The sequence below is a fragment of the Actinoalloteichus sp. GBA129-24 genome (assembly GCF_001941645.1).
GTDB classification, from domain to species: domain Bacteria; phylum Actinomycetota; class Actinomycetes; order Mycobacteriales; family Pseudonocardiaceae; genus Actinoalloteichus_A; species Actinoalloteichus_A fjordicus.
The window spans coordinates 1299945-1313246 of the sequence record NZ_CP016077.1; the positions used below are offsets into that span (position 1 = coordinate 1299945).

At 66.6% G+C, this 13302-nt stretch carries 5 protein-coding genes; 3 read left to right on the forward strand and 2 right to left on the reverse strand.

The features are described 5' to 3' along the window. Nucleotides 1–151 precede the first annotated feature (151 nt). Together UA75_RS05970 and UA75_RS32575 are read left to right on the forward strand one after the other, a co-directional pair. Complete coding sequence (locus UA75_RS05970; protein WP_075739402.1) at nucleotides 152–9601, forward strand: DNRLRE domain-containing protein; 9450 nt, start codon at nucleotides 152–154, stop codon at nucleotides 9599–9601. A gap of 329 nt (nucleotides 9602–9930) precedes the next feature. Continuing rightward, on the forward strand, nucleotides 9931–10410 hold the full coding sequence (locus tag UA75_RS32575; protein ID WP_157434013.1) for a hypothetical protein: 480 nt from the start codon (nucleotides 9931–9933) through the stop codon (nucleotides 10408–10410). Nucleotides 10411–10603: 193 nt separating this feature from the next. Here UA75_RS32575 and UA75_RS05975 read toward each other — a convergent pair whose 3' ends face one another. Beyond that, nucleotides 10604–10750: a beta-1,3-glucanase family protein gene (locus UA75_RS05975; protein WP_083682962.1), complete on the reverse strand. Its 147-nt coding sequence runs from the start codon at nucleotides 10748–10750 to the stop codon at nucleotides 10604–10606. Nucleotides 10751–10761: 11 nt separating this feature from the next. On the opposite strand from UA75_RS05975, the gene UA75_RS33720 reads away from it, so the two are divergent. Next, on the forward strand, nucleotides 10762–11499 hold the full coding sequence (locus UA75_RS33720) for a polymorphic toxin-type HINT domain-containing protein (RefSeq protein WP_232237807.1): 738 nt from the start codon (nucleotides 10762–10764) through the stop codon (nucleotides 11497–11499). A 597-nt stretch (nucleotides 11500–12096) separates the two neighbouring features. Here UA75_RS33720 and UA75_RS05990 read toward each other — a convergent pair. Further along, nucleotides 12097–13275: a glycoside hydrolase family 64 protein gene (locus UA75_RS05990; protein ID WP_075739404.1), complete on the reverse strand. Its 1179-nt coding sequence runs from the start codon at nucleotides 13273–13275 to the stop codon at nucleotides 12097–12099. Between the last annotated feature and the right edge of the window lie 27 nt (nucleotides 13276–13302).

A 13302-nucleotide genomic window follows, 5' to 3' on the forward strand; every position in this document is an offset into this window, starting at 1 on the left:
CAGCGCTCCCGCATTGTTTGCTGCGGCGATCTCGAGGTGGGCTCGATGATCGTTCGGTCACGGCTGTGCGGGGGTAATCTTGTCTGGGTTCGACGCTGCGCGTTCGGCTCCTACGACGCGGCGGCGGTCGCCTGTCGTCATCGGTATCGCGATGGCGACGGCGGTCGGACTGTTCGCCGGGCTGATCGGCCCTGCCGCGTCGGAGCTGGCGCTCCGCGAGCAGCAGGAGCTGCTGCGGTCGATGGTGGACCCGGCGTCCATCCCGTCTCCGGAGCAGGCCTGGGGCATGGCGGCGGACCTGCCGACTCAGGAGGGCGAGCGGGACGACGACGACCTCTGGCCTCGATCGGCGTTGGCCGACCATCCGCAGCTCGAGATGCCTCCGACTCCCGAAGCCGAGCCCAACACCGCGGAACCGGTGGCGGCCACCGCGCCCGAGGCCGCCGGTTTCGATCCGGAGACGAGCCGGGAGCTCCCCGACGAACGGGCCGAGCTGGAGCGCACCTTCGCCAACGCCGACGGGACCTTGACCACCGAGTTCAGCCAGGAGCCGGTGAACTTCCTCGACGAGCAGGGCTCATGGCAGCCCGTCGATCCGACGTTGGTGGAGGTCGAGGGCGGCGGCTGGCGCAACTCCGCCGACTCGGTCGACATCCGGATCGCTCCGGAGGCGTCGGGAACGATCTCGGAGTTCACCGTCGCGGACGGCGGCACGGTCGGGCTGGCGCTCGAGCAGGCCGACGCGGTCGCAGGCGTGGCCGACGGCGATCTGGTCGCCTATGCCGAGGTCCGGCCGGGTGTCGACGTCGAGATCGAGTCCCGGCCCGGCGGGGTGACTCAACGGCTGATCCTCCACAGTGCCGAGGCGGCACAGGACGTGGTGCTGCCCCTGCGCACCTCGGACCTGACGGCCTCGCTCGTCGACGGATCGGCCGTGCTCGCCGATGAGGCTGGTGCTGAGCAGGCGCTCATCGCCGTGCCGACCACCACGGATGCGAACCGGGACGACCGCTCCGGCGACTATCGGGACCCCGGCACCTCGGAGATCGAACTCGTCGAGGGCGAGGCGGGGGAGCAGGCTCTTCGGGTCGTCGTCGACTCTGAGTGGCTGGCTGATCCGGCCCGCGAGTTCCCCGTGATCGTGACCGCGTCCGTCGAGACGCTGGCCGACCACGACGGAGCGGGCAGCACCGACAGTGTGTCGGTGATGCGCGACGGCAGCGGGTCCACCTGGAAAGAGGCGAACGACGAGATCAAGGTCGGCACGGTCGGCTCTGGCGTGGACCGAATCCAGAGCGCCGGATACCTCAAGTTCGGTGGCGTGGAGACACGGCTGCGGAATCACCGCATCCTGGGCGCCCGGCTCAACCTGCACAACTTCCACTCGTACTCCTGCCAGCCTCGACGGGTGACGGTGCACGGCGTGACGGCACCGTGGTCCTCGGGAGACTCCCTCGGCTATCCCGGCCCGGCGCACGGCTCGTCGTTGGGCAGCGCGAACTTCGCCTACGGCCATATCGTCAGCGGGTCGACCACCTCCAACTGCCCGAACAGCTGGGCGGGAATCAGTCTCGGCTCCGGCGGGACGGACCTGATCCAGGGCTGGGTGTCGGGTTCTCGACCGAATCACGGTCTGACGGTGCGGGCCTCCGAGTCCGATGTGTTCGGCTGGAAGCGCTTCACCTCGCATCGCACCGCGAACCCGCCTCGGCTGTCGATCACCCACAGCCCGTACGACGCCGACTATCGCTTCGTCGAGGCCGTTCCCGAGCCGCCGGTGACGCGGACCCAGGGCGGGACGATCCAGCTCGAGGTCACCAACCGAGGCGCCCAGACCTGGACCCCGTCGACCTATGCACTCGAATACCGGCTCTTCCGGGCCAACGGCTCGATCATCAGCACCCGGCCCGCCGCCAGGTTGACGGGCGACGTGCCGCGCGGATCGTCGGTGACGCTGGAGGCGAACATCAATCCCCTAGAACCGGGGGATTACTGGCTCGACTTCACGATGCGCCGGACCGGCAGCACCTTCTTCACCGATCACCAGGTGCCCCCGGCCCGGCTGGCGCTGCGCACCTTCGAGATCCCCCCGGTGTTGACCGCGCAGTATCCGCACAACGGCCATCTCGCGCCGACGCTGACGCCGCAGCTGTGGGCGGCGGCGATCGACGTTGACGCGCCCCCGGACGCGTCGCTGGACTTCAAGTTCGAGATCTGCGGAGACGGCGCGTGCCACGACTCGGGCTGGCAGGACAGCCAGACCTGGACGGTGCCCGAGGGACTGCTGCGCTGGTCGCAGGAGTACACCTGGAAGGCCTTCGCAGGCGACGGCGCGACGGAGAGCGAGGCCGTCGGGGACAGCACGCTGATCACGGCCGTGCCGCAGCCGGAGATCACCGCGCACCTGGGCAACGCCCCGTACAGCGCGAACGTCCGCGACTTCGACGCGCAGGTCGGCAACTACTTCTCCTCCGCGATGGACGTGTCGGTCCGCACCGCCGGGCCTGCGCTCAATGTGCTGCGGACGTACAACAGTCTCGATCCGCGTCGGGACCTGGCCTTCGGTTCCGGCTGGGCGAGCACCTATGACATGCGGGTGGTGCCCGACGCGGACGGCTCGGGCAACGTCGTCGTCACCTACCCCGACGGCCAGCAGGTGCGGTTCGGTCGGAACCCGACCGGGACCTTCTCCGCGCCACAGGGCAGATACGCCAGCCTCAGCGCCGTGCCGGAGGGCGGCTGGGCGCTGTTCGACAAGTCTCGGACCACCTATCGGTTCAACGACGCCGGTCGGCTGACCAGCATCCTCGACGCGCACTTCCGCGCAATGAACCTCGGTTACGACTCGGCCGGTCTACTCCAGACGGCATCGAGCAGGCCGGGCGGCCGCTCCCTGCACTTCACCTGGGCAGACGGGCATGTGACCTCGGTGACGACCGACGCGGTCGACGGCGAGGCACTCCGATGGACCTACGCCTACGACGGTGACCGGCTGGTCGAGGTCTGCGATCCCACCGACGGCTGCACCCGCTACGACTACACCGAAGGCTCCCACTACCGGACCACCGTGCTGGACTCCAGACCAGACTCGTACTGGCGGCTGGGCGAACCGGGCGGAGCGGTGGCGACGAGCCAGGTCGGCCTGCACCTCGGGGAGGACGACGGAACGCACCACGGCGTCGAACTCGGGGTGCCAGGAGCGTTGAGCGGCACCGGCGAGACGGCCGCGCGCTTCGACGGCACCGCCTCCCGGGTGGCGCTCCCGGCGGGCGCGGTGAGGAAGAGTCGAGACCTCGCGATCGAACTGTGGTTCCGGACCACCGACAGCGGACCGCTGGTCGGCTTCCAGACCAGGGAGTTCGGCAGCTCCCCCGGTGGATCGCTGCCTGCGCTGTACGTCGGCACCGACGGGCGCCTGTACGGGCAGTGGTGGCAGGGCGAGGCCGAGCCCATCGGCACCACCGAGACGGTGAACGACGGCGAATGGCATCACGCGGTGCTCTCCGGTTCGCTGGCGACGCAGACCCTCTACCTGGACGGGGCGGAGGTCGGCAGCCGCGACGGCGAGATCGACATGTTCCACACCCACGGCCAGCTCGGCGTCTCCTACCAGGTCGGCGACGACGACTGGCCCGGCTGGCCCGGGCAGTCACCGTGGTATTTCGAGGGCGACATCGACGAGGTCGCCCTCTACCAGCGCCCGCTCGGCCTGCCCGCCGTCCAGGCGCACTACGCCGCCGCAGCCACCTCGGCCCAGCTCGTCGAACTGACGCTGCCGAGCGGCCGGATCGCCGGACAGATCACCTATGACGACGTCAACGAGCGGGTCTCCGAGTACACCGATCGGGACGGCGGGACCTGGCGTCTCGGGGTGCCCCACTACGGCGGCAGCACTGACAATCCGATCCGCAGCACCGACCTGGCCGATCCCGCCGGTCGTCAGCACCACTACGACTTCGACCCGCTCCACGGCCGAGCACTGCGCTACGTCTCGCCGGTCGGCCTGACCGTCCGCGAGGAGGACCTGCCGCCGGACGCGGAACCGGTGGACCCGCCGGACTGCGACCTCACCGAGGAGGGGTTCTGCAGCATCCCGGTGCGTCCGGGAGACGACTGGGGCAACGCCCAGCCCGTCCAGGGCCAGGGCGTGCGCACGCTGACCTACGACGAGTCCGGTTTCCAACAGACCATCACCGACGAACTCGGCCAGCAGGTCACCTTCACCAACGACGAACGAGGAAACCGGCTGTCCACCCGCACCTGTCGGACCTCCAACGCGGACTGCCACACGACGCGGTACAGCTACTTCCTCAATCCGGGGCAGATGATGGACCCGCGCAACGACCGGCTCATCGCCGTTCGTGACGGGCGATCCAGCGGCGCGGACGACGACCGCTTCCGCACCACCTACACCTACGACAACGACGGCGAGCTGATCACCGAGGTCGCCCCGGACGGCGGAACCACCCGCCACACCTACAGCGAAGGCGGCGAGGCCGCGATCGGCGGCGGCAACGTCCCGGCCGGAATGCTGCTCGCCAGCACCGATGCGAACGGAGCGGTCACCAGCCGGGCGTACTACTCCTCGGGCGACCTGGCCGAGGTCACGCTGCCGAGCGGTCTGCGCACCCGCTATACCTACGACGCCCTGGGCCGGACGGTCGTGGAGACGGAGTTCTCCGACTCGTTCCCCGACGGGGTCACCACCACGACGGCCTACGACGCGCTGTCGCGCCCGGTGGAGACGATCGCGCCTGCGACCACGAATGCGGTGCACGACACCGGTCACCTGCTGCACACCACCACGGCCTACGACGCCGACGGCAACACGGTTCGCGTCGCGACCCAGGACGGCCCCGAGGGCGATCCGCGCGTCAGCACGGTCGACTTCAACGAGCAGGGCCGCGCGGAGCGGGTCACCGACCCCGAGGGCGGCGAGACCAGCTATGGGTACGACCACTTCGGCAACAACACCTGGACCGTCGACGCCGCAGGCAACCGCTTCGAATACGCCTACACGCCGACGAACCAGATCGCCGAGGTGCGCCTGCGCGGATGGAACGGCGACCCCGAGGACGTCGAGGAGCAGCCCCAGGACTACCTGGTCCTGGAGGCGAACACCTACGACCGGAGCGGCCGCCGTGCCTACCACAGCGATGCCATGGGCAGGCTCACCCACTTCGAGTACTTCTACGACGGTCTCCTACGCCGCGTCACGCACCTGGACGTCGCCGACCCCGACGGCGGCGAGCGGGACATCGTCGCCCAGGAGAACACCTATGACGCGGCCGGAAACCTGATCGGGCAGGTCGACGCCGAAGGCCTCGACACCGAGATCACCGTGGACGCGGTCGGCCGGATCACCCGGACCGATACCGCAGGCCCCCGCCGTTCCTCGGCCTTCACCCATGACCCCGTCGGCAACGTCACCTCCGTGACCCACGCAGGCGTCAACTCCAACGTTCCCGGCCTCGGGGCGGCCTCGCCGCACGTCACCGAGTTCGAGTACGACGAGGCGGGCAGGCCGGTCACCGAGACCGTCGTCAACGACGGCGAACGGCTGACCACTCGGCGGGCGTTCGACCAACGCGGTCTCCTCATCACCGAGACGGACCCGCGTGGCGCGGTCCAGGACGCCGATCCGGCCGCATTCACCACCGATCTCGCCTACGACGAGGTGGGCAGGCTGGTGTCGGTGACGGCGCCGCCGGTCCCGGTCGAGAAGCCGGGGGCGCCCGCGGAGACGATCAGGCCGACGGCGGCCACCGGGTACAACGCCTTCGGCGATGTCGTCGCCCAGCGCGATCCCAACGGGGAGATCACCGAGATCGACTATGACGATCTAGGCCGGGAGATCCGGCTCTCGTCGCCGTCCTACCTGCCGCCGGGTTCCGACGAGCCGATCCGGTTGTCGACCGAGACCAGCTACGACGCGCTGTCCAACGTGCTGTCCGTGACGGACGGGGCGGGGAACTCGACCAGGTTCGTCTACGACCAGCTGTCCCGACTGACCGAGGTGCACGATCCGCCCCGCATCGAGGGCGCGGAGCCGGGGGTGTGGCAGTACAGCTACACCCGCGTCGGCGAACTCCGCTCGGCCACCGACCCGACCGGGGCGAGGGTCGAGGCGACCTACGACGATCTCGGCAGGCAGCTCACGCACACCGCCTTGGAACGGCATCCGACCACCGGGGCCTTCACCACCGACCTTCGCTACGACGACGTCGGCAACCTGCTCAGCACCACCGATCCGAGCGGCGACACCACGACTTACGAGTACGACGTCCTGTATCAGCCGATCCGCACGATCGACGCGGCAGGCGTGCGCACCGAGACCGGGTACGACGCACTCGGACGGCCGCTGCGGGCCGTGGACGGAGCAGGCCGGGTCACCCTGGCCCGCTACGACCAGGCGGGGCGGATCCTGACCGAGACGAGCCGGGACCCGGAGAGCAACGCGCGGCTGCGCGAGACCTCCTTCACCCATGACGCGGCGGGCAACCAGACCGGTGTGACCGATCCGGTGGGGGCGACGAGCACGTTTGTCTACGACGCGTTGGGTCGGGTGGTCGAGCAGACCGAGCCGGTCGCCGAGGGCGAGTCGATCACGACGTCGTTGGGTTATGACGCGGCGGGGAATCCGACGCGGTTCACCGACGGCCGGGGTCATGCCACCTACACCGGTTACAACAGTCTCGGGCTGGTGGAGTCGGTGATCGAGCCTGCCACCGAGGCTCATCCGGCGGCGGCGGATCGCACCTGGACCACGGCGTACGACGTCGTGGGTGATCCGGTGCGGATGGTCTCGCCGGGTGGGGTGACTCGTGATCGGGTGTTCGACGCCCTGGGCAACCTGGTGCGGGAGAACGGCTCTGGAGCGGAAGCGCCGACCGGTGAGCGAGTCCTGGACTACGACGCGCTGGGGCGCGTGACCGCAGCGGGAACGCCTGCGGGGTTGAACACCTACGGCTACGACGACCGAGGGAACCTGGTCACAGCGGGCGGGCCGGGCGGGGTGGCGCAGTTCGGCTACGACGCCTCGGGCAGGCCGGTGTCTCGGATCGACGATGCCGGGCAGGCGACGTTCTCCTACGACGACGGCAGGCTGGCATCGGTGGCCGACGGGCTCACCGGCGTGGGGCAGGAACTGGGTTATGACGAGGCCGGGCAGCTGTCGAGCATCGACTACGGCGACGGCCGGGTTCGTGCGCTGATCTATGACGAGTTCGGCAGGCAGACCGGGGACGTCCTCACCGACGCGGGCGGGGCGGAGATCACCGCGATCGAGTACGGCTTCGATCTGGCCGACCGGCTGACGTCGAAGACGACCTCGGGGACCGCAGGGGCGGGGGAGAACACCTACGGCTACGACCTGGCAGGGCGGTTGACGTCGTGGGCTTCGCCTGCGGGCGAGACGACCGAGTACGACTGGGATGGCGCTGGGAACCGGATCGCGGTCGGGGACAAGACGGCCGCTTATGACGAGCGCAACCGCCTGCTCTCCGACGGCGACTACACCTATGAGCACACCGCCCGAGGCACCGTGGCCGGTCGGGACAGCTCCGGGTTGGTGGAGGAGTTCTCCTTCGACGCCTTCGACCGGCTGATCGCCCGAGGCGGCACGACGTACGACTACGACGCGCTGGACCGGGTGGTCGCTCGCAACGGCGTGGGCGGGTTCTCCTATGCCGGGCTCAGCATCGAGCCGGTGTCCGACGGCGCTTCGGTCTTCGGCCGGGGCCCAGACGACGAGTTGTTGGCCTGGTCTGATGCGGACGCGGTGGCGTTGGCGGTCTCGGACCGGCACGGGGACGTGATCGGCGGACTGCCGGTCACCGGCGCTGCCCTGACCGGCTCCCGCGCCTACGACCCCTTCGGTCAGGTCGTCGACACGGCCGGATCGACCGGGATCATCGGGTTCCAGGGCGACTGGACCGACCCTGACACCGGCATGACCAACATGGGCGCCCGCTGGTACGACCCCGCGAGTGCCGCGTTCCTGTCTCGGGACGACATCGACCTCCCGAGCAGCCCGTCGATCCTGACGAACCGGTACACCTACGGGGCGGGGGCGCCGACGAACTTCGTTGACCCGGATGGGCACCTACCTTGGGCTGTGTGGCTTGCCATCGAAGCCGCGAAACAAGCGGCGAAGTACTGCGCGAGGAATCCCAGGAAGTGTGCCGACGCAGGAAATTCGATTGTGGACGGGATCAGTAACGCCTGGGATTCAATGACGAACCGGAAGGTTCCCGGTTCGGCCAGCGCGGCTCCGCCTTCAACCAACGGGTGGTATGACCAGGCGAACAACAACTGCTTCCCGACGTGTGCAGCGTCTGGCAACAATGGTGGCGGGTGGGGACACTGGTTCACGAGTTTCTGGGCTGGGATGAACTGGAGTTCCGGCAGCGGCGGCGGATCTGGATTCTGGTACCTCTCCGGGCCTGGTTCCGGCTCCGGCGGTGGGACCTGGACCTACTATGTACCGCCGCCCCCGGACCCGGCAATCGAGGCACGCCGACTGAACCGCGAGAACGCAATCGAGAACCCGGTGGCGTTGCCGGACGGCTGGGACGACCCGTGGTACGGCGACGGTCCTGAACCGTCGGTGTCGACGTCGCCGTCGTTACCTGCGTGGGCGGTCGGGGATCTGTCGGACCGAGTGGAGGACGTGGCTGCGTCCTACGAGCAGTTGCAGCGGGATCTTCTCGATTCCTCGGGGCCGGTGATCACGAACATCTCCGTGCACGATCAGGCTCCGTCGGAGGTCTCCTACACCGATCCGACGAACCTCACCGATGCCGGCTCCTGCGATACGTCGAACAGCTTCGCTGCGGGCACCGAGGTGCTCATGGCTGACGGGTCGACGAAGCCGATCGAGGACGTCGGGGTCGGTGACGAGGTCCTGGCAACGGACCCGACCACGGGCGAGACCAGCGTTCAGCTGGTGACGGCAACGATCGTCGGTGACGGCGTCAAGCAGCTGGTCGACGTCACCATCGTCACCGAAGACGGCGGCACAGACACGATCACCGCGACGGCCGAGCACCCGTTCTGGGTCGCGGACCTGAACGCCTGGGTCAACGCCGAGGACCTGGAGCCGGGCCACCGCTTCGAGACTGCCGACCACCGGGATGCCTCAGTCACCGCCGTCGATGCCTACGACGCACCACGGCAGGTGCGTAACCTCACCGTCGGTCGACTGCACACGTACTATCTACTCGCTGGGCAGACACCAGTCCTCGTTCACAACAGCGGTGGCCACTCCCCAGACGACGGGATGGTGACTGTTGGACGTTGGATGTCTGGGGCAGAGCATCAGGCGATGATGGAGACCGGAATGGTTCAACGTGGTGGGGGTGGTTTCACCTACGTTGTGTATCCGGCAAGTCGTGACGCATACATATCAGCACGTCCGGGATCCGTTTACGCAGAATTCGACGTGCCACAATCTTCACTTATTCCTGGCGGCAGGCCGGGGGACTTCAAGATGTCAGATTCTGATACCATATTTGCTCGTCTGGCGCAGAAGAAGGGGAACCCTGTTCCTCAACTCCCTGAGGCGAAGAACATCAAGCTGGGAGGATGGGGATGTTCCTAGGTGGTGCGCTGTTGCAACGGGCACAGGAGTGGATCCGAGAGGAAATCCATAAGATAGAGGCTCTGCGGGATATTTCAGAGATTGAGACATTCCCTAATGAGGGTGAGCTGACGTCGGTGAGCTGGATCCTTGATGGCGGTAACTTCATGGCCCAGGTGGTGCTATGGGATACCGGGGAATTCGAGGAGGATCTGGCGAACGCGGAAACGGGTCAAGTTCGGACGCGAGGTGGCCACCTGGCGTCGCCTGGTGATCTCGAATCCTGCCTAGCGACTGCTCGTGATTGGGTTCTCCAGGACCCATGTCATCAAGGCCGCGGGGAGGGTTGAGTGAGGGTAGTCGAGTTCCTCGCAGAGGCGGCGCTGACGGGGAAGGTTGCCGGCCTTGGCCTCGGCGTCTCAGCGGAGCGGATACGTGATGTGCTGGGGAACGAGAGCGTCGCGGGCCGGACGAAAAAGTCTCTGCGGTTGGACTACGGTATTCTCGAGTTCAACTTCTTATCCGGATCCTGCGAGACGATCGGTATACAGGTTCATCGGCTAGTGCACGGCAGCGATGGATTGATTCCCGCCGCTCTGGACGTATCGTTTCGAGAGGTTGAGGGCGCTGTTCATCTCGGCCCAGTGCGCAACGAAATCGAGCGAGGTGGGGGCTACTCGTTGGAGGAATGTCAATCGCAGCATGGGTATCGGCGTTATCGCGTGGCCGGATCTCACGTGAACCTTTACGTCGTCGCTGAGACTCCGCCGGGTAGTCATCTTCTCGCAGCCGAAGATCTATGGTCTGTCTTGATCTCGAATAAGGGCTGATAGCCGCTTCGAGGGCAAGACTCGCCACGCCGGATGGCATCGGGGCGGACGGTGTGATTCCGAGCCGTTGGGCTCAGACTGGACGACGACGTCCCACACCGCGAGCGATGCGACCCCGCTCGGGGAGCTTCGGACTCCCCAGGCGGAGCATCGGCATCGGATCAGAGCCCGATTGCGGCGGCGCCCGCGCCGATCAGAACGGCGTCAGTGTCACCGTGATGCCGGTCGGGGCGTGGTCCTGGACATAGGAGGCGAACTCCGCGACGTCGTCGAAGGGGAAGCCGTAGGAGCGGCCGTCCACGGCGTTTTCGTGCAGCACCCGCGAGTAGTGATTGGACACGGGGGGTGCTCATGGCGGACGGGTCGACGAAGCCGATCGAGGAGGTCGGGGTCGGCGACGAGGTCCTGGCGACGGACCCGACCACAGGTGAAACCAGTCCTCAGCTGGTGACCGCGACGATCGTCGGTGACGGCGTCAAGCAGCTGGTCGACGTCACCATCGTCACCGAAGACGGCAGCACGGACACGATCACCGCGACGGCCGAGCACCCGTTCTGGGTCGCGGACCTGAACGCCTGGGTCAACGCCGAGGACCTGGAGCCGGGCCACCGCTTCGAGACGGCCGACCACCGGGATGCAGCGGTCACCGCCGTCGACACCTACAGCGCGCCACGGCAGGTGCATAACCTCACTGTCGACAGGCTGCACACGTACTATGTGCTGGCAGGAAGATCCTCGGCTCTTGTTCATAATTCGGAATGCGGACCTGAGCTTTCGATCGACGAGGGTCAGTTCGGTAAGAAGTGGGGAAAACATGCTCAGGACTACGGACTTAACCCCGGTGATAGTTCTTCGCGGCAGTGGTTCCGTAATAAGATCACGGAGGTTCGCGGGTCTTGCGATGAGGTGCGGCAAGGCGATTGGAATCCATTTATTGGTGGGGGAAGTGATTATTTCTTCTATCGTCGAGGAAGTGATCTTCTCGTGACAAAGAGCAGCGGGCAGTTTGTCACGATGTTTCCCATGAGTAAGCCAAATAGGTGGTTTGAGCAGGCCGAGGATTATCGGGGATGGTCGGCAAATGATTGAGCAGCGGGTTTCTGATTTTCTGAGGGTTGGGCAACGTATTACGTCGGCGTTCGGTATCACGTATCTCGCTAGGTGTGGCATATCTTCGTCGTTCGAGGCTGTGGAGTTCTTGCTTGACCAGGAGGATTCGGTTCTCCTTTATTGTGGTACAGATTGGCAGATGGGCATATCGGAAGGTCGATGGCCGCTGCTGCCTGGGTGGTGCTGGCCTGACGATAAGTGGAGCTATGAACCCATAATCGGAATCGGAGAATGCGGCCTCGGCGAAATACTGAAAATTTCGATAGTTGTCAATTCTGTTGACGAGTGGAATGGGATCACGTTAGATTTCCGCACCGCGCGTCTTGTCCTGTGGTCAGGTGAGTGCCTGTCCTGGGAGATCTCAGATAAGAATGTCTAATAGTCCTCCAAGTCGAACATAAAATGTGACGATGATCCTCGAAGCCGCTGCCAGCGCATCATTTCAGCATCGTTCACTAAAACGTTCCACCGACGTCCCACGCCGCGAGCGATGCGACCCCGCCCGGGGAGCGTCGGACTCCCCAGGCGGAGCATCGGCATCGGATCAGAGCCCGATTGCGGCGGCGCCCGCGCCGATCAGAACGGCGTCAGCGTCACCGTGATGCCGGTCGGGGCGTGGTCTTGGACGTAGGAGGCGAACTCCGCGACGTCGTCGAAGGGGAAGCCGTAGGAGCGGCCGTCCACGGCGTTCTCGTGCAGAACCCGCGAATAGTGGTTGGACACGGGCGTGCGGTAGAACGACGACGCATCGGTGCTGGGGGCCACCGGGTTGTCGTGCAGCGTCGAGCGGTTGAGGCCGGAGCCGAGGACGGCGGCCACCGGGCCGGTGACGCCGTCGTTCGGGGCGTCCAGTGCGCCGTTGCAGTACAGCACGTCGGAGGTCGTCGGCCTGCTGAATGCGGAGACGCCGCCGTCGAACTCGAAGACGTCGCCGTTGACCCGGCCGGTGAAGGTGCGGTTGTTGGCGTTGACGGTCAGGTTCTCCGATGAGTATTTGCTCCACACCTGGTCGATGTAGGGGTCGAAGTAGTTCGCGTCGAACAGGCCCGAGTTGATGCCGTGGCCCGGCGCGATCACCCGGAGGTCGTCGACGACCAGCCGGGCGAAGTCGGGGTCCTGTCCCACGCCCGAGAAGATTCCGGCGCGGCCGCCGTCGACGAGCGTGCCGGTGGTCTGCGACTGCTCGCCGGTGAGGTCGATGGCCAGCGGGACGCTGAACATGTCGACCATGGTGGTGTTGCAGTACATCCCGGTGTCGTCGAACGTGAACTCCATGCAGTCGTGCATGACCTCGTAGTTCGGGTCGGCCGAGACCCAGCCTGCCGGGTAGACGAGTGCGTCGCCGGGATTGACGCGGAACTTCAGCTTCTCGCCGAGGGAGAAGTAGACCCGGCCGGACATGCTGGACAGGTTGATCGTGGTGTTTCCGCTGCTCTCCAGGGGGATCGAGTAGTCGGCGTAGCCGTCCGGGCCGTTGTCGGCGAGGGAGACGGGAACGATCGCGCCCTCTGGCGTGATGCGGGACTGCCTGCCGGTGATGCGGTCGACGCCGACGATGTAGATGTGGATCGAGGCGTTGTCCCAGTTGCCGGTGTTGTTGACGATCGTGAGCGGCAGCGTGTGGGCGTCGACGGCGAGTCTGCGCACGCCTGCGGTGGTCGGTTCGGTGCTGCGGGGTCGCAGTTCGGAGGCGAGGGCGATTCCGCCGAGCGCTGACGCGGCGAGGCCGCCGAGGAACAGTCTCCTGGTCGCCATGCGAATCTCTCCTGATCTCCGGCCCTG